Source organism: Streptomyces sp. NPDC107498 (genome assembly GCF_055582805.1).
This window is the reverse complement of sequence record NZ_JBVJPE010000017.1, coordinates 97,853-122,412: the sequence shown is the minus strand read 5'-3', so window position 1 is coordinate 122,412 and position 24,560 is coordinate 97,853. Positions and strand designations below refer to the sequence as shown.

19 protein-coding genes are annotated in these 24,560 nt (G+C 72.9%); 5 read left to right on the top strand and 14 right to left on the bottom strand.

Annotation, left to right across the window (positions count from 1 at the left end):
- Positions 1-284 precede the first annotated feature (284 nt).
- From ACZ66Z_RS26935 to ACZ66Z_RS26925, 3 genes are all read right to left on the bottom strand, one after another.
- On the bottom strand, positions 285-2,207 hold the full coding sequence (locus ACZ66Z_RS26935) for an acyl-CoA dehydrogenase family protein (RefSeq protein ID WP_469937937.1): 1,923 nt from the start codon (positions 2,205-2,207) through the stop codon (positions 285-287).
- A gap of 186 nt (positions 2,208-2,393) precedes the next feature.
- Positions 2,394-3,839: an aldehyde dehydrogenase family protein gene (locus ACZ66Z_RS26930; protein WP_469937936.1), complete on the bottom strand. Its 1,446-nt coding sequence runs from the start codon at positions 3,837-3,839 to the stop codon at positions 2,394-2,396.
- Positions 3,840-4,000: 161 nt separating this feature from the next.
- Positions 4,001-4,981 (bottom strand): EamA family transporter, encoded by a 981-nt coding sequence (locus ACZ66Z_RS26925; RefSeq protein WP_469937935.1) that lies wholly within the window; start codon positions 4,979-4,981, stop codon positions 4,001-4,003.
- A gap of 149 nt (positions 4,982-5,130) precedes the next feature.
- Between ACZ66Z_RS26925 and ACZ66Z_RS26920 the strand changes: the two genes are divergently transcribed.
- Positions 5,131-5,331 carry a hypothetical protein gene (locus ACZ66Z_RS26920; RefSeq protein ID WP_469937934.1) on the top strand — a complete coding sequence of 67 codons (201 nt, stop codon included), beginning with the start codon at positions 5,131-5,133 and terminating at the stop codon, positions 5,329-5,331.
- Positions 5,332-5,377: 46 nt separating this feature from the next.
- Here ACZ66Z_RS26920 and ACZ66Z_RS26915 read toward each other — a convergent pair whose 3' ends face one another.
- Together ACZ66Z_RS26915 and ACZ66Z_RS26910 are read right to left on the bottom strand one after the other, a co-directional pair.
- Positions 5,378-6,931, bottom strand: coding sequence for a PucR family transcriptional regulator (locus ACZ66Z_RS26915; RefSeq protein WP_469937933.1), 1,554 nt, complete (start codon positions 6,929-6,931; stop codon positions 5,378-5,380).
- A 264-nt stretch (positions 6,932-7,195) separates the two neighbouring features.
- Positions 7,196-9,877 (bottom strand): ATP/GTP-binding protein, encoded by a 2,682-nt coding sequence (locus tag ACZ66Z_RS26910; protein WP_469937932.1) that lies wholly within the window; start codon positions 9,875-9,877, stop codon positions 7,196-7,198.
- A 277-nt stretch (positions 9,878-10,154) separates the two neighbouring features.
- On the opposite strand from ACZ66Z_RS26910, the gene gabT reads away from it, so the two are divergent.
- The gene (gene gabT, locus ACZ66Z_RS26905) at positions 10,155-11,489 is read left to right on the top strand and encodes a 4-aminobutyrate--2-oxoglutarate transaminase (protein ID WP_469937931.1); all 1,335 of its coding nucleotides are present in this window, start codon (positions 10,155-10,157) and stop codon (positions 11,487-11,489) included.
- 100 nt (positions 11,490-11,589) lie between these two features.
- Positions 11,590-12,354 carry a phosphatase PAP2 family protein gene (locus ACZ66Z_RS26900; RefSeq protein ID WP_469937930.1) on the top strand — a complete coding sequence of 255 codons (765 nt, stop codon included), beginning with the start codon at positions 11,590-11,592 and terminating at the stop codon, positions 12,352-12,354.
- On the opposite strand, the gene ACZ66Z_RS26895 is transcribed toward ACZ66Z_RS26900, so the two are convergent.
- From ACZ66Z_RS26895 to ACZ66Z_RS26860, 8 genes are all read right to left on the bottom strand, one after another.
- Positions 12,290-14,092, bottom strand: coding sequence for a chitinase (locus ACZ66Z_RS26895; protein ID WP_469937929.1), 1,803 nt, complete (start codon positions 14,090-14,092; stop codon positions 12,290-12,292). The genes ACZ66Z_RS26900 and ACZ66Z_RS26895 overlap by 65 nt on opposite strands.
- A gap of 92 nt (positions 14,093-14,184) precedes the next feature.
- Positions 14,185-14,658 carry a hypothetical protein gene (locus ACZ66Z_RS26890; RefSeq protein WP_469937984.1) on the bottom strand — a complete coding sequence of 158 codons (474 nt, stop codon included), beginning with the start codon at positions 14,656-14,658 and terminating at the stop codon, positions 14,185-14,187.
- A 113-nt stretch (positions 14,659-14,771) separates the two neighbouring features.
- Positions 14,772-16,190 carry an NAD(P)/FAD-dependent oxidoreductase gene (locus tag ACZ66Z_RS26885; RefSeq protein WP_469937928.1) on the bottom strand — a complete coding sequence of 473 codons (1,419 nt, stop codon included), beginning with the start codon at positions 16,188-16,190 and terminating at the stop codon, positions 14,772-14,774.
- Between the two features lie 37 nt (positions 16,191-16,227).
- A complete protein-coding gene (locus ACZ66Z_RS26880; RefSeq protein WP_469937927.1) occupies positions 16,228-17,022 on the bottom strand; it encodes an ABC transporter permease in 795 nt (264 codons plus the stop codon).
- A complete protein-coding gene (locus ACZ66Z_RS26875; protein WP_469937926.1) occupies positions 17,022-17,948 on the bottom strand; it encodes an ABC transporter permease in 927 nt (308 codons plus the stop codon). Before ACZ66Z_RS26875 ends, ACZ66Z_RS26880 begins: the two co-directional genes overlap by 1 nt.
- Positions 17,945-19,114, bottom strand: a complete 1,170-nt coding sequence (locus ACZ66Z_RS26870; protein ID WP_469937925.1) for an ABC transporter ATP-binding protein — start codon at positions 19,112-19,114, stop codon at positions 17,945-17,947. Before ACZ66Z_RS26870 ends, ACZ66Z_RS26875 begins: the two co-directional genes overlap by 4 nt.
- Positions 19,115-19,157: 43 nt before the next feature.
- A complete protein-coding gene (locus ACZ66Z_RS26865; protein WP_469937924.1) occupies positions 19,158-20,405 on the bottom strand; it encodes an ABC transporter substrate-binding protein in 1,248 nt (415 codons plus the stop codon).
- A 49-nt stretch (positions 20,406-20,454) separates the two neighbouring features.
- Positions 20,455-21,969: a gamma-aminobutyraldehyde dehydrogenase gene (locus tag ACZ66Z_RS26860; protein WP_469937923.1), complete on the bottom strand. Its 1,515-nt coding sequence runs from the start codon at positions 21,967-21,969 to the stop codon at positions 20,455-20,457.
- A gap of 175 nt (positions 21,970-22,144) precedes the next feature.
- On the opposite strand from ACZ66Z_RS26860, the gene ACZ66Z_RS26855 reads away from it, so the two are divergent.
- Entirely contained in the window at positions 22,145-22,693 is a 549-nt protein-coding gene (locus tag ACZ66Z_RS26855; RefSeq protein ID WP_469937922.1) for an NADAR family protein, read from the top strand.
- A gap of 59 nt (positions 22,694-22,752) precedes the next feature.
- Here the strand turns inward: ACZ66Z_RS26855 and ACZ66Z_RS26850 are convergent, their stop codons facing one another.
- On the bottom strand, positions 22,753-23,436 hold the full coding sequence (locus tag ACZ66Z_RS26850; protein WP_469937921.1) for a DUF4190 domain-containing protein: 684 nt from the start codon (positions 23,434-23,436) through the stop codon (positions 22,753-22,755).
- A 75-nt stretch (positions 23,437-23,511) separates the two neighbouring features.
- On the opposite strand from ACZ66Z_RS26850, the gene ACZ66Z_RS26845 reads away from it, so the two are divergent.
- Complete coding sequence (locus ACZ66Z_RS26845) at positions 23,512-24,543, top strand: adenosine deaminase (protein ID WP_469937920.1); 1,032 nt, start codon at positions 23,512-23,514, stop codon at positions 24,541-24,543.
- Positions 24,544-24,560: the final 17 nt, after the last annotated feature.

Here is a 24,560-nt window from a genome sequence, read left to right as displayed (position 1 = left end):
CTGGGCGAGGGGGTCCCCCCTGCTCGAGCGGAGCCGAGAGCTTGGGGGAGGGCGGGCACACGGGACGGCGCCCCTGGCGGCGCCTCCGCGTTCCGCGCCTGGACCCGCACCACTTCGCGCGGCGCACCACGTGGTGCGGGTCAGGGCGCGGGAGCCTCGGCCCGGCAAGGGCGCCGTTCCGTTGTGCCCACCCGTTCCGCCCCAGCGGAACGACTGCCCACAACGGGGACCGGCGGGCGCAGCCCACAACGGGGGTGGGCGGGGGGCGCAGCCCGCAGCGGGGGTCAGGGGAGTTTGCGGTGGACGTTCGTTTCCGAGGAGGGGCCCGGCGCGGTGTCCGCGATCCAGGGACCCGGGCCGCTCGGGTCGATGACGCCCTCCTCCAGCCAGGTGTAGGCCCCGTCGAGGACCGCGTCGACGATCCGCCGGTCGAGGTCGTCCGTGTTGGACCAGAGGCGGTCGAAGAGCTCCTCGACGCGGAGGCGGGCCTGTCGGCAGAAGGCGTCGGCGAGTTGCCGGGCCTCCCGGCCGTGGTCGGTCGTGGTGCGGAGGAGCTCGGCCCGTACGCACGCCGCGCTCATCGCGAAGAGCTCCGCGCCGATGTCGACGATCCGCCCGAGGAAGGCCTGCTTGAGCTCCATGCGGCCCTGCCAGCGGGACATCGCGTAGAAGGTGGACCGGGCGAGCTTGCGGGAGGTCCGCTCGACGTACCGGAGGTGGCCCGCGAGGGCGCCGAACTCGCCGTACGCCCCCGGCCGCTGCCCCGGTCCGGTGACGAGCCCCGGCAGCCAGCGGGCGTAGAAACCGCCGGCCCGGGCGCCGGCCCTCGCCTTGTCGGCGAGGGTCTTGTCGGGGTCGATGAGGTCGCCGGCGACGGAGAGGTGGGCGTCGACGGCCTCGCGGGCGATCAGCAGGTGCATGATCTCGGTGGAGCCCTCGAAGATGCGGTTGATGCGGAGGTCGCGGAGCAACTGCTCGGCGGGGACGGCCCGTTCGCCGCGGGCGGCGAGGGATTCGGCGGTCTCGTAGCCTCGGCCGCCCCGGATCTGGACGAGTTCGTCGGCGATGAGCCAGGCCTTCTCGGATCCGTACAGCTTGGCGAGGGCGGCCTCGATGCGGATGTCGTTGCGGTTCTCGTCGGCCATCTGGGAGGCGAGGTCGACGACGGCCTCCAGGGCGAAGGCGGTGGCCGCGATGAAGGAGATCTTGGTGCCGACGGCCTCGTGGCGGCCGACGGGCCTGCCCCACTGCTCGCGGACGCCGGACCACTCGCGGGCGATCTTCAGGCACCACTTGGCGGCGCCCGCGCAGGCGGCGGGGAGGGAGAGGCGGCCGGTGTTGAGGGTGGTGAGGGCGATCTTGAGGCCGGCTCCCTCGGGGCCGATGCGGTTGCCGGCGGGGACCCGGACGCGGTGGAAGCGGGTGACGCCGTTCTCCAGGCCGCGCAGGCCCATGAAGGCGTTGCGGTGCTCGACGGTGATGCCGGGCGCGTCGGCCTCGACGACGAAGGCGGTGATGCCTCCGGGGTGTCCTTCGGAGACGGGGACGCGGGCCATGACGACGAGCAGGTCGGCGACGACGCCGTTGGTGGTCCAGAGCTTCACGCCGTCGAGGACGTACGCGTCCCCCTCGGGCACGGCGGTGGTGGCGAGCCGCGCCGGGTCGGAGCCGACGTCGGGCTCGGTGAGCAGGAAGGCGGAGAGGTCGGTGCGGGCGAGCCGGGGCAGGAAGGCGTCCTTCTGCTCCTGGGTGCCGAAGAGTTTCAGCGGCTGCGGTACGCCGATCGACTGATGCGCGGAGAGCAGGGCGCCGACGGCGGGGCTGGCGGAGCCGACGAGGGCGAGGGCGCGGTTGTAGTACAGCTGGGTGAGGCCGAGCCCGCCGTACTTCGGGTCGATCTTCATCCCGAGGGCGCCGATCTCCTTGAGTCCGGTGATCGTCTCGTCGGGGATGCGGGCCTCGCGCTCGATGCGGGCGCCGTCGATCCGGGTCTCGCAGAAGGTGCGGAGGGCGGCGAGGAAGGCCTCTCCGCGCCGGACGTCCTCGGCGGCGGGGAGCGGGTGCGGGTGGATGAGGTCGAGGCGGAAACGGCCGAGGAACAGCTCCTTGGCGAAGCTGGGTCTGTGCCAGTCCCGCTCGCGCGCGGCCTCGGCGACCTGCCGGGCCTCGCGCTCGGTGACCTTGGGCGGCTGGGTGGGTGCGGACATGGACACCTCCTGGGGCTTCTGTCCGTCGTACCCGATATCGGTGGGTACCGAAAGAGGAGGGATCCCCTCCGGGTGCGTCCTCCGGGTGGGGCGCCCCGGTCGCCCGGGCGGAGGCCGTACGCGGAAAGGCGGCCCGAGCCCCCGCACAGTGGGCTCGGACCGCCTGGTCCGGGTGGGGCGTACCCCTTAGAGGGCGAGGCCCGTCAGGACGAGCACGCGCTCGTAGGTGTAGTCGTCCATCGCGTACTTGACGCCCTCGCGGCCGACGCCGGAGCGCTTGGCGCCGCCGTACGGCATCTGGTCGGCGCGGTACGAGGGGACGTCGCCGACGATCACGCCGCCGACCTCCAGGGCGCGGTGGGCGCGGAAGGCGGTCTGCAGGTCGCGGGTGAAGACGCCGGCCTGGAGGCCGAAGTCCGAGTCGTTGACCGCGGCGAAGGCCTCGGCCTCGCCGTCGACCTTGGCGAGGGTCAGGACCGGGCCGAAGACCTCGGCGCGGGCCAGCGTGACGTCGGCCGGGAGGTCGGCGAGGACGGTCGGGGCGTAGGTCGCGCCCTCGCGCTTGCCGCCGGCGAGGAGCTTGGCGCCGGCCGCGACGGCCTCGTCGACCCAGGACTCGACGCGCCGGGCGGCGGCCTCGTCGACCAGCGGGCCGACGTCGGTGGCGTCGTCCGCCGGGTCACCGGTGACCTGCGCCTCGACGGCGGCGACGATCTTCGGCACCAGGCGGTCGTAGACCGAGGCGTCGGCGATCACGCGCTGCACGGAGATGCAGGACTGGCCGCCCTGGTAGTTGGAGAAGGTCGCGATGCGGCTCGCGGCCCAGTCCAGGTCGGCCTCGGAGGACCAGTCGGGCAGGACGACGGCCGCGGCGTTGCCGCCGAGCTCCAGGGTGCAGTGCTTGTGCGGCACCGACTGCTGGATGGCGTAGCCGACCTTGTCGGAGCCGGTGAAGGAGATGACCGGGAGGCGCTCGTCCTGGACGAGGGCGGGCATGCGGTCGTTCGGCACGGTCAGGATCGACCAGGAGCCGGCCGGCAGGTCGGTCTCGGCCAGGATCTCGCCCAGGACCAGGGAGGAGATCGGGGTCGACGGAGCCGGCTTGAGGATGATCGGGGCGCCGACGGCGATGGCCGGGGCGACCTTGTGGGCGCTGAGGTTCAGCGGGAAGTTGAACGGCGCGATGCCGAGGACGACGCCCTTGGGGATGCGGCGGGTCAGGGCGAGGCGGCCCGCGCCGCCGGCCTCGGTGTCCAGGCGCTGGGCCTCGCCGGCGTTCCAGCGGCGGGCCTCCTCGGCGGCGAAACGGAAGACGGAGACGGCGCGGCCGACCTCGCCGCGGGCCCACTTGATGGGCTTGCCGTTCTCGGCGGAGATCAGCTGGGCGATCTCCTCGGTGCGCTCGGCGAGCCGCTTCGACACGTGGTCGAGGGCGGCGGCGCGGACGTGCGCCGGGGTCGCGGCGAACTCGTCGACGACGGCGTGCGCGGCGGCGACGGCCTCCTCGACCTGGGCCTCGGTGGGCACGCTGACCTTGCCGACCAGACGTCCGTCGTACGAGTTCGTGACGTCGAAGGTGGCGTCGCCGGTGGCCTCGCGGCCGGCGAGCCAGAAGGCGTGGGTGGTCGTCATTGCGTCCCGGCCCTTTCCGTTTCGGGGTGCGAGCGGTTGCTCTGGTGACACGTTAGGGCCGGGGTGCCGGGCGCGTGCTTGTCCGGTATGGAGTAGTGGGGGTGGCGGCTCTGTCCGCTTCGGCCGAAGCGGACGGCCGACAGTGCCCGCGCTCCGGAGCGTCAGCCGCGCCGCTCGGTCGAGACGATCAGGCAGACGCCGCCGACGACGATCGCGCCGCCGAGGAGGATCGGCCAGGTCAGGGCCTCGTCGAGGACGAGGGCGCCGAGCAGGACGGCGACGACCGGGTTCACGTAGGCGTAGGTGGCGGCGAGGGAGACGGGGGCGGTCTGGAGGAGCCAGGCGTACGCGGTGAAGGCGACGAGCGAGCCGAAGACGATCAGGTACGCGAGGGCGGCCCAGGACCGGCCGGAGACGGCGCCGAGGTCGAGGCCGTGGTGCTCGCCGCGCAGGAGGCCGAGGGCGAGCGCGGCGAGGCCGCCGGCCAGCATCTCGTACGCGCTCGCCGTGAAGGGGTTGGCGGGCATGGGCAGCCGGGCGGAGGAGACGGAGCCGACGGACCACAGCAGGGCGGCGACGAGGACCAGCAGGACGCCGCCGATCTTCACCTCGCCGCTGAGGCCGGGGACGGTGAGGACGCCGAGGCCGGCGAAGCCGAGCAGGACGCCGCCGTGGGCGCCGGGGCCGGGGCGGTCGCCGAAGACCGTGCGGAGCAGGACGACCCAGACGGGGACGGCGGCGACGAGGAGGGCGGCGAGGCCGGAGGGGACGGAGGTCTCGGCGAGGACGACGAGGCCGTTGCCGCCGAGGATCAGGAGCAGGCCGACGAGGACGGCGGAGCCGAGTTCCCGGCGGGTGACCCGGAGGGCGGCGGGGCCCTGCCGCCAGGCGACGATCGCGGTGAGGAGCAGGCCGGCGGTGACGAAGCGGGCGCCGCCGGAGAGGAACGGCGGGAGGGTCTCGACGACGATCCGGATCCCGAGGTAGGTGGATCCCCAGACGACGTACACGATGCCGAGCGCGGCCCAGACGGCGCCGGTGATCCGGCGGGCGGGGGCGGGGGTGCGGGGGTCGGCGGCGGCAGGGGGGCCGGGGACGGCCGGACGGGTCTCGGGGGCCGGATCGGCGGCGGGGCTTGTCATGGACAGGAGAGTAGGGAGCGCGCACCCTCGAAGCCAAGAAAGCTGCCCGAATTCGGGCAGGACCAGCGGAATTCGGACGGCGGAAGTCTCCCGGGGGCGGGACGGACGGGTGGGAGGATGTCCGGGACCGCACGACCTCGGGGGTAAGCATGGTCCTTTACGTACTGATCGGTGTCGTCGTCCTCGTCGCCGCGGGCTGCGCCTGCGTGGTCTGGGCGGCGCGCGGCGGCCCCCGTTGGGTCCGCGCGGTGGCCACCGCGACCCTGCTGGGCGGCGAGCTGGTCCGCGCCGGACGGCGCCGGAGCGTGAGCCGCGGCGGCGGGGACGACGACGGCGGCGGCTCGGACTAGGTCCCCGGGGCCCGGTCCGACGGACGAAGCCCCGGGGAGGCCCCGCTCACTGCCCGTCCTCGCCCGTCGCCTTCAGGGCCAGCCACAGCTCCATCCGGACGTCCGGGTCGTCCAGCGAGCGGCCGAGGATCTCCTCCACCCGGCGCATCCGGTAGCGCAGCGTGTGCCGGTGGACGCCCAGGTCGGCCGCCGCCGCGTCCCACTGGCCGTGCCGGGAGAGCCAGGCGCGCAGCGAGGCCACCAGGTCGCCGCGGCCGGTCGCGTCGTGCTCCCGCAGCGCCCGCAGCATCCCGTCGGCGAAGGCGCGGACGGCGTCGTCGGCGAGGAGCGGGAGCACCGAGCCCGCCGCCAGGTCCTCGTGCTCGACGAGCGTCTTCCCCCGCCGCCGGGCGACCGAGAGGGCCTGCTCGGCCTGCTTGTACGCGGCCGCCGCGGCGCTCGGGCCCGCCGGGGCCGACAGGCCGACGACGACGCCCGTCTCCTCCACCTCCCGCTCCGCGTACCCCTCGCAGGCGGCGACGACCGCGCCGCCGTCCCCGGCGAGGACGACGAGCCGCTGCCCGCTCTCGGCGACGCTCAGCACCGCCTCGCCCGCGCGGGCGGCCGCGGCCTCCAGGGCCTCGGCGAGCACCGGCAGCGGCGGCTCGCCGGCCGGCTCTCCCCCGGCGGCCTCGGCGACCAGCAACCGGTAGGGGGCGTCGAGCAGCCCTCCGTACAGGTCTCCGGCCACCGCGCGGGCGGCCTCCGGCTGGCCCGCGAGCATCAGGCGCAGCACCGCCGCGCCGAGCCGCTGTTCCGCCTCCTGGAGCGAGCGGGAACGTTCCGTCGTGAGGGTGAGCAGGGCGATCGCCGAGTGCACCGCGTACCGCTCGGCCGTGCCGAGGGGCGCGCCCGTGCCGACGGCGAGGGCGCCGCGCACCCGGCGCCCCGTGCCGAGCGACTGGAGCTCGACGCGGTCGTCCGTACCGCCGACGACCGCGCTGGCGGGCGCGGGCCGCTCGCGGAGCCGCTCCACGTCCGGGGTGAGGCGGGCGGCCCGGCGCGCCGCCCACTCGGGCGAGACGGCGACGACGGCGCCGGAGGCGTCGTACAGCGCGGCCCAGCCGTCGACGTGCGCGGCCAGCCGGGCGACGACGGCCTCCGGGCCCTCGGCGAGCGCGGCGCGGGTCAGCTCGCGCTGGGCCTCGAAGCCGGCCGTGACGGCCCGGTACTGGTCGGCGGAGATGGCCGCCGACACGGCCTTGCTGATGGCCAGGAACGGGGTCCTGCGCGGCACCTCCAGGAGCGGCAGGTGCTCCTCGCGCGCCGCCTCGAGCAGCGCCGGCGGGATCTCCTCGTGGTTCACGCCCACCGCGAAGCCGAGCCCGACCACCCCGGCACCGAGCAGCCGCCGCACATAGCGGCGCATCGCCTCCAGGTCCTCCGCGTCGAGCGTGAGCGCGGTCGTGAGGAGGAGTTCGCCGCCCTCCATGTACGGGACGGGGTCGGCGAGCTCGCTGACGTGGGCCCAGCGGACGGGGGTGTCGAGGCGGTCCTCACCCGCGCGGACGACGAGCTTGAGGGCGGAGTGCTGGACGAGCGAGGCGAGGGTGGGCGGCATGGGGAGACCGTCGGACCTTTGAGCGAGGACCGCGCGCGGGGGGAGCCGCGCACGGAAGCGGGGAGGCGCCGTTCAGCCGAGCGGCGCCCCCGATTGTGCCAGGGCCGCCGACGGCCCGCTCGGGGGTGCGAGGAGTGAGACGGCCCGGCCGCACGGACGGGGGGCACAGCGCGGTTCGGCCCCGCACGGACGGCGGGCACGACCCGGTCGGCGGTCGTGACGCGGGTCGGCCCCGCACGGGCCGGGGGCGCGGGTCGGCCCCGCTCAGCCGCGCAGGTCCACCAGGACCGGCGGGGTGTGCGCGCCCCGGGCCGTGGTCAGGGACACCACGGCGTGGCCGGGCGGCACGGAGTGCGCGAGCTCGGAGGCGGACCACCGCTCGCGCTCGACCTTCCGGGTCGTGACGGCGTCGGTGGTGACGGCCTTGCCGGTGACCTTCTTGCGCAGGGCGTGGATGAACCGGGTCATCGGCTGGTCGGCGAAGACCGTGTGGTGCGCCACCTCGGTGGTCTCCACCCACTCCTTGCCCCAGGTCTCGGCGAAGCCCCGGCCGTCCCAGGTGGTGATGCCGGAGAGCGCCACCCGGCAGCCGACGGCGCCGAGCAGCGGGCCGTGCAGCGCCTCGGGCACCTCGCCGAGGGTACGGAGCCCGAGGACCACGCCCGCGTGGTGCGGGCGCAGCCGCTGGAGGGCGCGGACGGTGCCCGTGGTGAGCGCCCCGGTGGCGTCGTCGAGGACGAGGGAGACGAAGTGCGGGCGCTTGGCGCCGGTCCGGGCCGCCGCCAGGAACTGGGCGAGGACCAGCCGGGCGAGGAGCCGCGAGGCCTCCTCGTGGCCGCGCTCGGGCAGCTTGATCCGGACCCGCAGCGGGTGGTGGACGACGGACTTCAGCGAGAAGGGCCGAACGTCGCTCCCGTCGGCGCCGAAGAACTCGGCGAAGGCCGGCCGGTCGAGCAGCGACAGGCGGTCCGCGAGGAGCGGCCCGGCGTCGGCGGCGGTGCCGGCCTGCCGGATGCGGGCCTCCAGCTCGCGGCGCATCGCCGCCGCGTCGGCGGGGAGCCGGTCGAGGAGCGCCGTCAGCGTCTGCGGGCCGGCTTCGAGGAGTTCGCGGAGCACCGGCACGGACGGGAAGCGGCCGTGCGCCGCCCGGTAGGGGCCGATGAGCTGGGCGAGGACGGTGGCGGCCCGTCGGGCGTCGAGGTTCTCGACGTCGCCCACCAGGCCCTCCGCGAGCAGCGCCGCCGCCTCGTCGGGGTCGGCGAGGCCGGCGTAGAGGTCGAGGTCGTACGGCGAGGCCGGGTCGCCCGGGCGGACCACGACGTCGTACGCGGCGTCCGGGCCGAGCGGCGCGTCCGCCGTGCCCACGGCGACGACCGCGCAGGCGCCGGTGAGGGCCTGCAGGGTGAGGGACTCGACGACCGGCCCGGTCAGGCGGGTGGTCTTCCCGGCGCCGGAGGGGCCCACGACCAGCAGGGAGGTGGCGAGCGCGGCCGGTTCGAGGGCGAGGCCCGCGCCCCGGTAGGCGGCCGGGTTCCGCTCCTCGGCCGCGCAGCGGCCGATGCGGACCTGCCCGACGAGGAGGTCGTGGGTGGCGGCGCGGCCCGGCAGGTCGCGGTCGCCGGAGGGGTGCGCCCCGGCCGCGGCGCCCTGCCGGAGCACGGTGTCGACGAAGGGGGCGAGTCCGCCCTCGTGCGTCCGCCCCCGCTCCAGGCTCCGGCGGATCCGGGCGCAGTCCACGTCGTTCATGCGTCCGGCGGACAGCTCGGCGGCGAGCAGGTCCGCCGCCCGCCGCTCCCCGGCGGCCCGCAGTTCGGGCCACTGCGAGAGGGGGGCGGGCGCCGCCGGGTCGAGGGGCGCCGGGGTGCCGCCCGTCGTGGCGGCGGCGCGGGCCCCCAGCCGCTCGCGGACCAGGCCGGGCCAGCCGCCCAGGCGCGCGAAGGGCCAGAGCACGGCGGCCGTGATCAGGGCGTACAGGGTGTAGACGAGGACGGGCGAGGCGAGGACGTCGTACCCGCCGCCGATGAGCACGACGAGGGAGAGCAGGGGCGCGACGACCGGCAGCGGGTCCCAGCCGACGCCGGGGAAGGCGTCCGGCCAGACGAACGTCAGGGCGATCAGCGCGGCGCCGGCGGTGAGCGCGGCGCGCGCGGGCGGGCGGCGGTCGGCGAGGAGGTGGCGGGCGAGTTCGGCCCAGGCTCCGAGGCGGGCCATCGCGTAGAGCAGGACGGCGAAGAAGGCGCCGTCGTAGACGACGTGGGCCTCGGCGCCGTGCCAGTCCCGGGGCGAGGTGCCCCCGGCGTACCACCAGTCGGCGGGGGTGAAGGTGGCGAGCGGGATCCACTCGTAGGGGACGACGCCGCGCCGCCAGGCGGACCAGAGCAGCAGCCCCACGACGAGCGGGATCAGCAGCCCGGCCACCGTGACGGGCGCGAGCTTCCGCGCCTCCCGGGGCGGCGGCGGCGGCACGTGCCGGAACCGCCAGATCCCGGGCGCGGCCTCGGGCCGCGGGGCGTCCAGCCAGGCGACGACGGGGGCGCCGGGGGCGGAACCCGAGGTGGCGGTGCCCCCGCCCGCGGCCCCTCCGCCACCGGGCGCTCCGGAAGCCGCCGCACCCGGAGCCGCCGCCCCGGGAGCACCGGGCTCTCCGGAAGCTCCGGAAGCTCCGGAAGCACCAGGGGCACCCGGAGCACCCGTCGGCCGCGGCGGCACGTGCGGCGGAGCGGGCACGTGCGGCGGAGCGGGCACGTGCGGCGGAGCGGGCACGTGCGGCGGAGCCGGCACGTGCGCGGGGACGCCGGGCCGCGCGCCCCGGCCGTCCGCCGGCGAAGCCGGTCCGGGTGCGGGCCCGTCGGGGTGGCCGGCCCGGCCGTCGGTCGGCGGCGCCGCCGGGCGCGGGACCGCGCCCCCCTTGGTGTCGCGTGACTCGTACGTGCCGTCGGTCTCCATGAACCCCTGCCCCCTGACCAGCCAGGTCGCCGCGTCTGTGCCACCGTCAATCTAGTGGGCCCGGCCGTCCCCGGAGGGGATTCGACCACCCGTACGGCCGAGGGCCGGCCGACCCGCGCGGGGGCGGGCCGCCGTGCGGAACCGGAGCCGTCATGTCCATCCCGGACAACGACACACCCGCCACCACTCCCGATCGGCGCATGCCTCTCCCCCTCCGCCGCGCCTAGCCTGCGGAGGAAACCCGCAAGTGCGTCCAGAACACCCCCAGGAGCCCCGCATGAACGCTGTCCCGCAGGAGCGGCGCGTCGTCACCGCCATCCCCGGCCCGAAGTCGCAGGAGCTTCAGGCCCGCCGTCTCGACACGGTCGCCGGTGGCGTCGGCTCGACGCTGCCCGTCTTCACCAAGCGGGCCGGCGGCGGCATCATCGAGGACGTCGACGGCAACCGCCTGATCGACTTCGGCTCCGGCATCGCCGTGACCTCGGTCGGCGCCTCCGCCGAGGCCGTCGTGCGCCGCGCGTCCGCGCAGCTCCAGGACTTCACCCACACCTGTTTCATGGTGACGCCGTACGAGGGTTACGTGGAGGTCTGCGAGGCGCTGGCCGAGCTGACCCCGGGCGACCACGCCAAGAAGTCCGCGCTGTTCAACTCGGGCGCCGAGGCCGTCGAGAACGCGGTCAAGATCGCCCGCTCGTACACCAAGCGCCAGGCCGTCGTCGTCTTCGACCACGGCTACCACGGCCGCACCAACCTCACCATGGGCATGACGGCGAAGAACATGCCGTACAAGCAGGGCTTCGGCCCGTTCGCGCCCGAGGTCTACCGCGTGCCGGTCGCCTACGGCTACCGCTGGCCCACGGGTGCCGAGAACTGCGGCCCCGAGGCCGCCGCCCAGGCGATCGACAACATCACCAAGCAGATCGGCCCCGAGAACGTCGCCGCGATCGTCATCGAGCCGGTCCTCGGCGAGGGCGGCTTCATCGAGCCGGCCAAGGGCTTCCTGCCGGCGATCGTGAAGTTCGCCAACGACAACGGCATCGTCTTCGTCGCGGACGAGATCCAGGCCGGCTTCTGCCGCACCGGCCAGTGGTTCGCCTGCGAGGACGAGGGCATCGTCCCGGACCTCATCACCACCGCCAAGGGCATCGCGGGCGGTCTGCCGCTCGCCGCCGTCACCGGCCGCGCCGAGATCATGGACTCCGTCCACGGCGGCGGTCTGGGCGGCACCTACGGCGGCAACCCGGTGGCCTGCGCCGGTGCGCTCGGCGCCATCGAGACGATGAAGGAGCTCGACCTCAACGGCAAGGCCAAGCGCATCGAGGAGGTCATGAAGACCCGCCTCACCGCCATGCAGGAGAAGTTCCCGGTCATCGGCGACATCCGCGGCCGCGGTGCCATGATCGCCATCGAGCTGGTGAAGGACCCGGCGACGAAGGAGCCGCACGCCGAGGCCGCCGCCGCGCTCGCCAAGTACTGCCACAACGAGGGCGTGCTCGTCCTGACCTGTGGCACCTACGGCAACGTGCTGCGCTTCCTGCCGCCGCTGGTCATCGGCGAGGACCTGCTCAACGAGGGCCTGGACGTCATCGAGGCCGCGCTCGCGACCGTCTGAGGACCGATCCGGCACACGGTGTGAAGACTCTGTGGGGGGCCGATGGCGGGACGCGTTTCCCGCTGTCGGCCCCCCGTTCCGTGGCGTACGGTTTCCGCAGATGAGAGAAACACCCCGGGCGGAGCCTCCCCAGCCCCGTCCACACCGTGCCTTCGAGCACACCACCGGCGCCTCGTGCACCGGGACTCCTCACCGATCGGATGGCCGCCCGCCCCACACCCCCCGGGGCGCGCGGCAGCCCGATCCCCTCGGCCGCCCTGGAACCACCCCCCCTGTTCCAGGGCGGCCGGCTCTCTTCTCGGCGCTCGTCGCCCTCGCCGTCGTGACCTGGCAGGTGCTCGTCCACGGCCCCTTGGCCAGGCTCGACGAGCGGGTGTCCCGCTCCCTGGTGGGCACGGTCCCCCGGTGGCTGGGCGAACTCGCCTCCGACCTCGGCGACATGGCGGTCGCCCTCCCGGTCCTCGGCTGCGCGATGGCGTACGCGGTGTGGCGCGGCCGCCGTGCCGCCGCCCTGCACGCGGGCCTCGCCATGGCAGCCGTGCCGCTTCTGGTGATTCCGCTGAAGGAGTGGACGGCCCGCCCGGGCCCGCTGGAGCCCTGGGCCCAGGGCTACTACCCCTCGGGCCACACGGCGACCGCCGCGGTCGCCTACTTCGGCGCGGCCCTCCTCGTCTCGAACCGCCTGGTTCCCGTCGCCGCCGTCCTGACGGCGGCGACGGGAACCGGCCTGGTCCTCCGGGGCTTCCACTGGCCGCTCGACGTGTTCGCCAGTCTCTGCCTGTCGTTGCTGGTCCTGGGCGTCAGCTCCAGCCGTACGCGTCGAAGTTCTTCGAGAACGCCCACTGTCCGTAGCGGTCCCAGTTGATCGACCAGGTCATCAGGCCGCGCAGGGCCGGCCAGGTGCCGTGGGTCTGGTAGCCGCCGCAGTTCGCCTTCTTCGTGAGGCAGTCCAGGGCCTTGTTCACCTCGGCCGGGGCGGTGTGGCCGTTGCCCGCCTGGGTGGAGGCGGGGAGGCCGATGGCGACCTGGTCGGGGCGCAGGGGCGGGAAGAAGCGGTCGGCGTTGCCCGCGACCGGGAAGCCGGTGAGCAGCATGTCGGTCATGGCGATGTGGAAGTCGGCGCCGCCCATCGAGTGGTACTGGCCGTCGAGGCCCATGATCGAGCCCGAGTTGTAGTCCTGGACGTGGAGCAGGGTCAGGTCGTCGCGCAGGGCGTGGATGACCGGCAGGTAGGCGCCGGCGCGCGGGTCCTGGCCGCCCCAGGGGCCGGAGCCGTAGTACTGGTGGCCGAGCTGGACGAAGAAGGTCTCCGGGGCCATGGTGAGGACGAAGCCGGCGCCGTACTTGGCCTTGAGGGTCTTCACCGCCTGGATCAGGTTGACGACGACGGGGCTGGTCGGGTTCCGGAAGTCGGTGTCGCCGGTCTGGAGCGAGAGCGAGTGGCCCTCGAAGTCGATGTCGAGGCCGTCGAGTCCGTACTCGTCGATGATCTTCGAGACGGAGGAGACGAAGGTGTCGCGGGCCGTGGTGGTGGCGAGCTGCACCTGGCCGTTCTGGCCGCCGATGGAGATGAGGACCTTCTTGCCGGCGGCCTGCTTGGCCTTGATCGCCGCCTTGAACTCGGCGGGTGATTCGACGCCGGGGCATTCCGTCGCCGGGCAGAGGTCGAAGCGGATGTCGCCGGAGGTCACCGAGGTCGGTTCGCCGAAGGCGAGGTCGATGACGTCCCAGGAGTCGGGGACGTCGGCCATGCGGGTGTGGCCGGAGCCGTTGGCGAAGCTCGCGTGGAGGTAGCCGACGAGGGCGTGCGCGGGCAGTCCGCCGCCCCCGCCCCCGCCGCCGGAGGTGGTGGTCGCGGTCACGGCGGCCGACTTCGGGGACTCGCCGGCACTGTTCGCGGCGGTGACCTGGAAGGTGTACGGGGTGGAGGCCGTGAGTCCGGTCGCGGTGGCCGTGGTGCCGGTGACCGTCTGGATCCTCGTGGTGCCCCGGTAGACGTGGTAGGAGGTGGCGCCGGGGACCGCGGTCCAGCTCAGGGGCACGGAGGTGGAGGTCGGGGAGCCGGCGGTGAGGCCGGTGGGGGCGGCCGGGAGCTGGACCGGGTCGCCGCCGGGGCCGTAGAGGGAGAGGTCGTCGGCCTGGTAGGCGGGGGTGCCGTACCAGCCGTGGGTGTGGATCGTGACCGAGGTGGTCGAGGCGCCGGTGGTGAACGAGGTGGTGAGCCTCTGCCAGTCGGGGGCGGAGCCGGTCCAGGTGGAGACGTCGGTGGTGCCGGTGCCGGAGGCGCCGAGGTAGACGTAACTGCCGCGGACCCAGCCGCTGAGCGTGTAGCTGGAGTTGGGCTTCACGGTGACGGTCTGGGAGCACTTGGCGTTGTCGCTGCCCGCCGGGGTGGCCTGGAGCGCCTTCGTCCCGCCGTGCACGGGTGACGGGACGACGGCGCCGCTGCCCGCCGAGCAGGTCCAGCCGTCGAGGCCCGCCTCGAAGCCGCCGTTGCGGGCGAGTTCGGTGTCGGCGGCCTGGGCGGCGGGGGTGAGTGCGAGGAGCCCGCCGGCGGCGAGGGAGCCCGCGAGGAGCAGGGTGAGGGGTCTGGTGCGGTCCACAACTGCCTCCGGATGGGGGGAATCGAGGTGGAGCGCGCCACAGCATGGTCCAGACCAATCGAGTGGTCAAGACCTCTGTACGATCCGGCCCGTCAGCCGGACCCCCGTTCCCCCCTGGCCAGTCGGCCCGCCGCCTCGTGCATCGCCAGCTCCAGGAGGGAGGCGTCGGTGAGGGTGCCCAGGCCGTCCGGCGCCACCAGCCAGCGCACCCGGCCGACGACCCGCCCCGGGTACGGGGCGACGATCCAGGTGCCGGAGCCCGCGCCGCGCACGCCGGTGCCGAGCCAGCGGGCGGCGGTTCCCGGCGGGACGAAGAAGCCCGTCCGGGCGTCGCCGAAGTCGACCAGGACCGGCCCCGGCCGGTCCACGAGCCGGGTCAGCACGTCGAGCGCGGTGCGGCCGAGCTCCCCCGGCAGGATCAGCACGTCCCAGCGCCTGCCGGCGGGCAGCAGCGCGACCCCGTGGGGGTTGCGCTCCCACTCCCAGCGGCAGGCGTCGGGATCCGGTGCGACCGAGGCCAGCCATTCCACCGCGGCCCTGACGCCAGAAGCCCCCGTACCGGTCATCGCGACGATCTCCTTCCGTGTGGACACGGTGTCCACCCGGAGAGAGCGGGTACGGGGGCTCCTCTTACGCGACTTCGCCTACGCGGCGGAAGTGATCCGCGTCACACCCGTCCTCAGCTGTCGAAGCCGAGGCCGAGCCGGTCCATGGCCTTCAGCCACAGGTTGCGCCGGCCACCGTTCCCGTCGGCGCGGGCGAGCGACCACTTGGTGATGCCGATGCCGGCCCAGGCGACCGGCTCGGGCGGGAACGGCAGCGGCTTGGAGCGGACCATCTCCAGGTCGGTGCGCTCGGTGCGCTCCCCGGCGAGCAGGTCGAGCATCACGTCCCCGCCGAAGCGGGTGGCGCCGACGCCGAGGCCGGTGAACCCGGCCGCGTACGCCACCTTCCCCTGGTGCGCCGTGCCGAAGAAGGCGGAGAAGCGCGAGCAGGTGTCGATCGCGCCGCCCCAGGCGTGGCTGAAGCGGAGCCCCTCCAGCTGCGGGAAGCAGTGGAAGAAGTGCTCGGCGAGCTTGAGGTACGTCTCCGGGCGGTGGTCCATCTCGGCGCTGACCTTGCCGCCGTACGGGTAGACGGCGTCGTAACCGCCCCACAGGATGCGGTGGTCGGCGGTGATCCGGAAGTAGTGGAACTGGTTCGCGGAGTCGCCGAGGCCCTGCCGGTTCTTCCAGCCGATCGAGGAGAGCTGCTCGGGGCTGAGCGGTTCGGTCATCAGGGCGTAGTCGTAGACCGGGACCGTGTACGCGCGGACGCGCTTGACCAGCGAGGGGAAGACGTTGGTGCCGAGCGCGACCCGGCCGGCGACGACCTTGCCGTACGGGGTGCGGACGCCCATCCCGGCGCCGAGCGACACCAGGTGGAGGCCGGGGGTGTTCTCGAAGATCCGGACGCCCAGGTCGAGGCAGGCCTGCTTCAGGCCCCAGGCCAGCTTGGCGGGGTGGAGCATGGCGACGCCGCGCTTGTCCCACAGGCCGCCGAGGAAGGTGGGCGAGTCGACCTCGGCCCGTACGGCGTCCCGGTCCAGGAACTCCAGGCCCCCGGCGAGACCGAGGCGGTTCGCCTCCTCGTACACCTCGTGGAGCTCTTCCACCTGGTACGGCTCGGTGGCGACGTCGATCTCGCCGGTGCGCTCGAACTCGCAGTCGATCCCGTAGCGGGCGACGGTCGCCTCGATGGCGTCGAGGTTCCGCTCGCCCATCCGCTCCAGCTTCGGCAGCTCGCCCGGCCAGCGGGCGAGTCCGTTGCCGAAGCCGTGGGTGAGGGAGGCCGCGCAGAAGCCTCCGTTGCGGCCCGAGGCGGCCCAGCCCACCTCGCGGCCCTCGATCAGCACGACGTCCCGGGAGGGGTCGCGCTCCTTGGCGAGGAGCGCGGTCCACAGGCCGCTGTATCCGCCGCCGACCACGAGGAGGTCGCACTTCTCGGTGCCGGTGAGGGCGGGCAGGGCTCCGGGCTTGCCGGGGTCTTCCAGCCAGAAGGGGACGGGCTGGGCGTCGGAGAGAGATTGTGCAGCGAGACGCATGGCGACTGGGGCCATGGTTTCCAACTCCTTCGGTGCCTGGGGCGGCTTCCGCTCAGGCTGTTGCTGTCTTCTTGCGCCGGTTCGTGATGATCTGCCCGGCCATGACCATCAGTACCGCGAGGACGAACATCGCGGTGCCGATGACGTTGATCTGAACGGGGGTTCCGCGCTGCGCCGAGCCCCAGACGAACATGGGGAAGGTGACGGTGGAGCCCGCGTTGAAGTTGGTGATGATGAAGTCGTCGAACGAGAGCGCGAAGGCGAGCAGCGCGCCGGCCGCGATGCCGGGCGCGGCGATCGGCAGGGTCACCCGCAGGAAGGTCTGCGTCGGTCCCGCGTAGAGGTCGCGCGCGGCCTCCTCCAGGCGCGGGTCCATGGACATGACCCGGGCCTTGACCGCCGTCACGACGAACGACAGACAGAACATGATGTGGGCGATCAGGACCGTCCAGAAGCCCAGCTCGATCCCCATGTTGAGGAAGAGCGTGAGCAGGGAGGCGGCCATGACGACCTCGGGCATCGCCATCGGCAGGAAGATCAGCGAGTTGATCGCGCCGCGCGCCCGGAAGCGGTAGCGGACCAGCGCGAAGGCGATCATCGTGCCGAGGAGGACCGCTCCGAGCGTCGCCCAGGCGGCGAGCTGGAGCGAGAGCGAGAGCGACTCGCACATGTCGGCGACCCCGCAGGGGTCCTTCCAGGCGTCGAGCGAGAACTCCTGCCAGGAGTAGTTGAAGCGCCCCTTCGGCCTGTTGAAGGAGAACGCCATCACGACGAGGTTGGGCAGGATCATGTACGCGAGCGTCAGCAGGCCCGCGACGACGACGAGGTTCTTGCGGATCCAGCGCATCAGACCAGGTCCTCCGTTCCGGCGCGGCGGATGTACACGGTGACCATGCCCAGCACGATCGCCATGAGGATGAAGGAGAGCGCGGCGGCCGTCGGGTAGTCGAGCACCCGCAGGAACTGCGACTGGATGACGTTTCCGACCATCTTGGTGTCGGTCGAGCCGAGCAGTTCGGCGTTGACGTAGTCGCCGCTCGCCGGGATGAAGGTGAGCAGGGTGCCGGAGACGACGCCGGGCATCGACAGCGGGAAGGTCACCTTGCGGAAGGTGGTCGACGGGGAGGCGTACAGGTCCTGCGCGGCCTCGTGCAGCCGGCCGTCGATCCGCTCCAGGGAGGTGTAGAGGGGCAGGATCATGAAGGGCAGGAAGTTGTACGTGAGACCGGTGACCACCGCCATCGGGGTGGCGAGGACGCGGTCGCCCTCGGTCCAGCCGAGCCAGCTGGTGACGTCCAGGAAGTGCAGGGCGTTCAGCGCGTCGACCACGACGCTGTCGTCGGCCAGGATCGTCTTCCACGCGAGCGTGCGGATGAGGAAGCTGGTGAAGAACGGTGCGATGACGAGGACGAGGAGCAGGTTGCGCCACCGGCCGGCCTTGAAGGCGATGAGGTACGCGAGCGGGTAGCCGAGCAGCAAGCAGAGCAGGGTCGCGGTCCCGGCGTACAGCAGGGAGCGGACGAACTGCGGCCAGTACTCCTGGAAGGCGTCCCAGTAGGTCTGGAAGTGCCAGGTGACCTCGAAGCCCTTCTCCAGGGAGCCGGTCTGCACCGAGGTCGAGGCCTGGTAGACCATCGGCAGCGCGAAGAAGACGAGCAGCCAGATGATGCCGGGCAGCAGCAGCCAGTACGGGACGAGCCGCTTGCGGGTGGAGGGCTTGCGCAGAACCGGTTCCTCCGTCGGGGGCGCGGTCTTCGTCAGGGTGGCGCTCATCCGGCGTCCTCCACCGTCTCCACGCCCGCGTCGATGGCCTGCGTCGCGTCGAGGCCGAAGGTGTGGGCCGGGTTCCAGTGCAGGACGACCTCGGCGCCGGGGCGCAGGCGCGCGTCCCTCTCGATGTTCTGCTCGTACACCTGGAGCTCCGCGCCCGCCGGCGAGTTCACCACGTACTGGGTGGAGACGCCGATGAAGGAGGAGTCGGCGATCCGGCCGGTCACCCGGTTGCGGCCCTCGGCGATCGTGCCCGCGTCGTCGGCGTGCGCGAGCGAGATCTTCTCGGGGCGGACGCCCACGAGCACCTGGCCGCCCCGGTGGACGGCGGAGGTACAGCGGTCGCCGGGGAGGCGGAGCTTGCCGCCGCCCGCCGTGACGACCACTTCGGAGCCGGTCTCCAGGACCTCGGCCTCGATCAGGTTCGAGGTGCCGAGGAAGTTGGCGACGAAGGTGGTCTTCGGGTTCTCGTACAGGTCGGCGGGGGCGCCGAGCTGCTCGACCCGGCCGCCGTTCATCACCGCGACCTGGTCGGCCATCGTCATGGCCTCCTCCTGGTCGTGGGTGACGTGCACGAAGGTGATGCCGACCTCGGTCTGGATCCGCTTGAGCTCCAGCTGCATCTGACGGCGCAGCTTGAGGTCGAGGGCGCCGAGCGGCTCGTCGAGGAGGAGGACCTGCGGGTGGTTGATGAGGGCGCGGGCCACGGCGACGCGCTGCTGCTGGCCGCCGGAGAGCTGGTGGGGCTTGTGGTGGGCCTTGTCGCCGAGCTGGACGAGCTCCAGCATGTCGTCGACCTGCTTCTTCACCGACTTGATGCCGCGGCGGCGCAGGCCGAAGGCGATGTTCTCGGAGATGTCCATGTGCGGGAAGAGCGCGTAGGACTGGAAGACGGTGTTGACCGGCCGCTTGTAGGGCGGGAGGTCGGTGACGTCCTTGTCGCCGAGGAAGACGGTGCCGGTGCTCGGGTCCTCCAGGCCGGCGATCATGCGCAGCGTGGTGGTCTTGCCGCAGCCGGAGGCGCCGAGCAGGGCGAAGAAGGAGCCCTGCGGGACGGTCAGGTCCAGCGGGTGGACGGCGGTAAACGAGCCGTACGACTTGCTGATCCCGGTGAGACGGACGTCGCCGCCGCCAGTGTTCTTTCCGGTGTGAGCAGTCTTGTCAGTCATGGGTTGTGGTCCCGGGGAGTGAGAGAGGTGGACGAGGCCGGACTCAGGCGCCGATGAGCTTGGCGAACTTCTCCTCGTACGCCGTCTCCTCCGCGCTGCTGAGCGAGCGGAAGGCGTGCGACTTCTTGGCCATGGCCTTGTCCGGGAGGATCAGCGTGTTGTTCGCGAGCTCGGGGTCGATCTTGGAGAGCTCTTCCTTCACCCCGTCGACGGGGCAGACGTAGTTGATGTACGCGGCGAGCCGGGCGGCGGCCGGAAGCTCGTAGTAGTAGTCGATGAGCTTCTCGGCGTTCGTCTTGTGCCGGGCCTGCGCGGGGACGAGCAGGTTGTCGCTGGACGTGATGTAACCGGCGGACGGGATGGTGTACTCGATGTCCGGGTTGTCCGCCTGGAGCTGGATGATGTCGCCGGCCCAGGCGAGGCAGGCCGCGATGTCGCCCTTGTCCAGGTCGGAGGTGTAGTCGTTGCCGGTGAAGCGGCGGATCTGCTTCTTGTCGACGCCCTTCTGGAGGCGTCCGATCGCCGCGTCGTAGTCGGCGTCCGTGAAGTTCCCCGGGTCCTTGCCCATGTCGAGCAGGGTCATGCCGACGGAGTCGCGCATCTCGGTGAGGAAGCCGACCCGGCCCTTGAGCGAGGGGTCGTCGAGGAGCTGGGTGACCGAGTCGACCTTCTTGCCGCCGGTCGCCTTGACGTTGTAGGCGATGACGGTCGAGATGCCCGTCCAGGGGTACGAGTAGGACCGGCCCGGGTCCCAGTCGGGGCTGCGGAACTGGGCGGAGAGGTTCGCGTACGCGTGGGGCAGGTTCGCCGGGTCGAGCTTCTGCGCCCAGCCGAGCCGGATGATGCGGGCGGCGAGCCAGTCGGTGACGCAGATCAGGTCGCGGCCGGTGTCCTGGCCGGCCGCGAGCTGCGGCTTGATCTTGCCGAAGAACTCGACGTTGTCGTTGATGTCCTCGGTGTACTTGACCTTGATCCCGGTGCGCCGGGCGAACGCCTCCAGGGTCGGGCGGGACTTCTCGTCCTCGCTGACGTCCATGTACTCGGTCCAGTTGGAGAAGGCGACGGTCTTCTCCTTGGCCGAGGCGTCGGTGGAGGCGGGACCCTGGCCCTCCCGCTTGGCCGGCGGGATGCCACAGGCGCTCAGGCCGGCGAGGCCGCCGACCGTGAGCGCGCCGACGCCGCCCGCGCGCAGCATCGAACGGCGGCTGAGGGCGCCCCGGCCGCTCGTCATGCTGCGCCGTATCGCCGCCAGCTGCGCGGCGGACAGGGTGTCGGGCTCGTACTGCTCCATGCGCTGTGCCCTTTCGGGATGGGTGGGCCGCTGGTCGGGCGGCTGATTGCTATCGGTCCCCGAAGATCGTGCGGTGCCAGTCCTTCGCCGCCACCGCGGTGTTGTCGAACATCACGTGCTTGACCTGCGTGTACTCCTCGAAGGAGTACGCCGACATGTCCTTTCCGTAGCCGGAGGCCTTGGTGCCGCCGTGGGGCATCTCGCTGATGATCGGGATGTGGTCGTTGACCCACACGCATCCCGCCTTGATCTCCCGCGTGGCACGGTTGGCCCGGTAGACGTCACGGCTCCACGCGGAGGCGGCAAGGCCGTAGGGGGTGTCGTTGGCGAGCCGGATGCCCTCGTCGTCGCCGTCGAAGGGCAGGGCCACCAGGACCGGGCCGAAGATCTCCGACTGCACGACCTCGCTGTCCTGAGCGGCGCCGGTGATCAGGGTGGGACGGTAGTATGCGCCGTTCTCGAGCTCTCCACCAGGGGCTTCGCCACCGGTGACGACCGTGGCGTAGCCGCGGGCGCGCTCGACGAAGCCGGCGACGCTGTCGCGGTGGCGGTGGCTGACGAGCGGGCCGAGGTCGGTGCCCGGCGCGAAGGGGTCGCCGACGACGACGGTCTCCATGAGCTCGGCGACCCGGGCGACGAAGGCGTCGAAGAGCGGTCGCTGGACGTACGCGCGCGTGGCGGCGGTGCAGTCCTGGCCGCTGTTGATGAGGGAGGCGGCGACGGCGCCGTGGGCGGCGGCCTCCAGGTCGGCGTCGTCGAAGACGAGGAACGGGGCCTTGCCGCCGAGTTCGAGGTGGAGCCGCTTCACGGTGGCGGTGGCGACCTCGGCGACGCGCTTGCCGACCGGGGTGGAGCCGGTGAAGGAGGTCATGACGACGTCGGGGTGACCGACGAGGTGCTCGCCGACGACCCGCCCGGAGCCGCTGACGATGTTGATCACACCGTCGGGGATGCCGGCCTCCTTCGCGGCCTGCGCGAACATCAGGGAGGTCAGCGGGGTGAGCTCGGCCGGCTTCAGAACGATCGTGTTGCCGGCGGCGATCGCCGGGAGGATCTTCCAGGCGGCCATCTGGAGCGGGTAGTTCCAGGGGGCGATGGAGCCGACGACGCCGAGGGGCTCGCGCCGGATGTACGAGGTGTGGTCGCCGCTGTACTCGGCGGCCGACTGGCCCTGGAGGTGGCGGGCGGCCCCCGCGAAGAAGGCCGCGTTGTCGATCGTGCCCGGCACGTCGAACTCGGTGGTGAGCTTGAGCGGCTTGCCGCACTGGAGGGACTCGACCGCCGCGATGTCCTCCGCCCACTCGGCGAGGACCCCGGCGAGGCGGTGCAGCGCGTCGGAGCGCTCGCCCGGGGTGGCTCCCGCCCAGCCCGGGAAGGCGGCCTTGGCGGCGGCGACGGCCTCGTCCACGTCGGCGGTGGAGGCGAGCGCGTACGTGTACACGCTCTTGCCCGTCGCCGGGTCGATCACGCTGTGTTCCCGATCCGAGGTTCCGGCGCGGAGCCTTCCGCCGATGTACTGCGCGCCGTCCGCGAAGCGGTCCGTCACCTGGAAGCGGTTGGTCATGACGCTCTCCGTTGTCCCAGCTCGATTTGAGTGCCGATCCTGACATGGGGATAGTGGTCCAACAAGTGATTCCGTTGTTGCCTTTTGGTTACGCGACGGAATCGGTCGACCATGTGTCGAGAGGGCCGGAAAATCTCCGTACGGAGTGTCCGTGGCGGATGCCAGACTCGCGTGTATGACCAAGATCGAAGAGCTGACACAGCAGGTCACCAGGGGTGACCGAGTGAAATGGCTGCACTTCTGGGGGCACCGTCCGCACCCCGACGGGCGCCTGTCGGCGAGCTGTCTGAGCCAGTGGTGGCCGGCGCCCTTCGTGGTCGACGGCGTGGCCTACGCGACGGCCGAGCACTGGATGATGGCCGCCAAGGCCCGCCTCTTCCGGGACCCGGACGCCGAGCGGGCCGCGCTGGCCGCCCCCACCCCGGCGGAGGCCAAGAAGGCCGGCCGGCTGGTGCGCGGCTTCGACGACGCCGTCTGGGAGCGGGAGCGCTTCGGGATCGTCGTGGAGGGCAGCGTCCACAAGTTCTCCTCGGACGGGGCCCTGCGCGCGTACCTGCTCGGCACGGGCGGGCGCGTCCTGGTGGAGGCCAGCCCGCTGGACCGCGTCTGGGGCATCGGGCTCGCCGCCGACGACCCCCGCGCCCACGACCCGGCCCGCTGGCGCGGCCTCAACCTGCTGGGCTTCGCCCTGATGGAGGCGCGGGAGCGGCTGCGGACCGCCTGAGACGCGCAGGGGCCCCGCACCCCCTCGGGGAGGTGCGGGGCCCTCTGTCCGTACGGGCGTCAGCGGCCGCTCTCGACGACGAGGCTCGACGCGAACGGGTCCTCGTCGGACGAGTCGTCGAAGGACGAGGAGTCCTGGGAGATCGCCCAGATCATGAAGCCCAGGAAGACGGCGCTGACCAGGATGCCGATCGAGCCGAGCACGACGCCCGCGAGCGCCATGCCCCGGTTCGTCGCCTCGCCCCGGCCGGCCTTCTTCAGGCCGATGACGCCGAAGATCAGCGCCAGGATGCCCAGGATCACCCCGAGGCCGTACATGCAGAAGCCCGCGACGGCGATGATGCCGAGCACCATCGCGGTCGTGCCCATGCCGTTGGACGGGGCCTGCTGCCAGCCGGGCTGCGCGTACCCCGAGCCGTAGGGGTATCCGTAGCCCGACGTGGCCGGGGACGGCGCCGGGGTCGGGGCCGCCGCCGGGTAGCCGTAGCCACCGGCCGGTGGCGCGGCCGCCGGGTAGCCGTACCCGGGCGTGGCCGCCGGGCCGCCGGGGGCGACCGGGGGCGGCGGGACGTCCCCGCCGGGGCCGCCCGGCGCGGCCGGGAAGGACGTCATGGTCGGCTGGTCGTGCACCGGCGGGGGCGACGGCGTCGCCGGCTTGCTCAGTTCCACCCCGTCGCGGTTCGGCGGAGCCCACGGGTCGGTCGGGTCGTACCCGCCCCGCGACTGGTCTCGATTGTCAGACATGGGCCTCCCCCATCGTGGTCACGTCATGCTACGGCCTCGCCCCTGCGAGGGATCAGCCCGGCCTACGATGATCGGATGACCGATCTCCACCCCTTCATCGCGGGGCTCCCCAAGGCCGAGCTGCACGTCCACCACGTCGGCTCCGCCTCGCCCCGGATCGTCGCCGAGCTCGCGGCCCGGCACCCGGACTCCAAGGTCCCCACGGACCCGGAGGCACTCGTCGACTACTTCACGTTCACGGACTTCGCGCACTTCATCGACGTCTACCTGTCGGTCGTCGACCTGGTCCGCACCCCGGAGGACGTCCGGCTGCTCACCTTCGAGATCGCCCGTGACATGGCCCGGCAGAACATCCGCTACGCCGAGCTGACCATCACCCCGTACTCCTCCACCCGCCGCGGCATCGACGAGCGCGCCTTCATGGCGGCGATCGAGGACGCCCGCAAGTCCGCCGAGGCCGAGTTCGGCACGGTCCTGCGCTGGTGCTTCGACATCCCCGGCGAGGCCGGCCTCGTCTCCGCCGAGGAGACCGCACGGCTCGCCACCACCGACGGGCTGCGCCCGGAGGGCCTGGTCTCCTTCGGTCTCGGCGGCCCGGAGATCGGCGTGCCGCGCCCGCAGTTCAAGCCGTTCTTCGACCTGGCCCGCGCGGCCGGACTGCACTCCGTCCCGCACGCGGGCGAGACGACCGGCCCGGAGACCGTCTGGGACGCGATCCGCGAGCTGGGCGCCGAGCGCATCGGTCACGGCACCAGCTCCGCCCAGGACCCCGAGCTGCTCGCCCACCTCGCCGAGCACCGCATCGCCCTGGAGGTCTGCCCGACGTCGAACATCGCGACCCGGGCCGTCGCCACCCTGGAGGAGCACCCGATCCGGCGGTTCGTCGACGCCGGGGTCCTCGTCACGATCAACAGCGACGACCCGCCGATGTTCGGCACGGACCTCAACACCGAGTACGCCGTCGCCGCCCGTCTCCTCGGCCTCGACGAGCGCGGTGTCGCCGCCCTCGCCAAGAACGCGGTGGAGGCCTCGTTCCTCGACGCGGCCGGCAAGGCCCGGATCGCCGCCGAGATCGACACGTACACGAACGACTGGCTGGCGCGCTGACGGTGACGAGAATGGGG

Bases quoted from the DNA above. Each gene is read 5' to 3' on its own strand.
- ACZ66Z_RS26935 (WP_469937937.1), bottom strand. From the start codon at position 2,207: ATGTCCGCACCCACCCAGCCGCCCAAGGTCACCGAGCGCGAGGCCCGG.
- ACZ66Z_RS26930 (WP_469937936.1), bottom strand. From the start codon at position 3,839: ATGACGACCACCCACGCCTTCTGGCTCGCCGGCCGCGAGGCCACCGGC.
- ACZ66Z_RS26925 (WP_469937935.1), bottom strand. From the start codon at position 4,981: ATGACAAGCCCCGCCGCCGATCCGGCCCCCGAGACCCGTCCGGCCGTC.
- ACZ66Z_RS26920 (WP_469937934.1), top strand. From the start codon at position 5,131: ATGGTCCTTTACGTACTGATCGGTGTCGTCGTCCTCGTCGCCGCGGGC.
- ACZ66Z_RS26915 (WP_469937933.1), bottom strand. From the start codon at position 6,931: ATGCCGCCCACCCTCGCCTCGCTCGTCCAGCACTCCGCCCTCAAGCTC.
- ACZ66Z_RS26910 (WP_469937932.1), bottom strand. From the start codon at position 9,877: ATGGAGACCGACGGCACGTACGAGTCACGCGACACCAAGGGGGGCGCG.
- gabT (WP_469937931.1), top strand. From the start codon at position 10,155: ATGAACGCTGTCCCGCAGGAGCGGCGCGTCGTCACCGCCATCCCCGGC.
- ACZ66Z_RS26900 (WP_469937930.1), top strand. From the start codon at position 11,590: ATGAGAGAAACACCCCGGGCGGAGCCTCCCCAGCCCCGTCCACACCGT.
- ACZ66Z_RS26890 (WP_469937984.1), bottom strand. From the start codon at position 14,658: ATGACCGGTACGGGGGCTTCTGGCGTCAGGGCCGCGGTGGAATGGCTG.
- ACZ66Z_RS26885 (WP_469937928.1), bottom strand. From the start codon at position 16,190: ATGGCCCCAGTCGCCATGCGTCTCGCTGCACAATCTCTCTCCGACGCC.
- ACZ66Z_RS26880 (WP_469937927.1), bottom strand. From the start codon at position 17,022: ATGCGCTGGATCCGCAAGAACCTCGTCGTCGTCGCGGGCCTGCTGACG.
- ACZ66Z_RS26875 (WP_469937926.1), bottom strand. From the start codon at position 17,948: ATGAGCGCCACCCTGACGAAGACCGCGCCCCCGACGGAGGAACCGGTT.
- ACZ66Z_RS26870 (WP_469937925.1), bottom strand. From the start codon at position 19,114: ATGACTGACAAGACTGCTCACACCGGAAAGAACACTGGCGGCGGCGAC.
- ACZ66Z_RS26865 (WP_469937924.1), bottom strand. From the start codon at position 20,405: ATGGAGCAGTACGAGCCCGACACCCTGTCCGCCGCGCAGCTGGCGGCG.
- ACZ66Z_RS26860 (WP_469937923.1), bottom strand. From the start codon at position 21,969: ATGACCAACCGCTTCCAGGTGACGGACCGCTTCGCGGACGGCGCGCAG.
- ACZ66Z_RS26855 (WP_469937922.1), top strand. From the start codon at position 22,145: ATGACCAAGATCGAAGAGCTGACACAGCAGGTCACCAGGGGTGACCGA.
- ACZ66Z_RS26850 (WP_469937921.1), bottom strand. From the start codon at position 23,436: ATGTCTGACAATCGAGACCAGTCGCGGGGCGGGTACGACCCGACCGAC.
- ACZ66Z_RS26845 (WP_469937920.1), top strand. From the start codon at position 23,512: ATGACCGATCTCCACCCCTTCATCGCGGGGCTCCCCAAGGCCGAGCTG.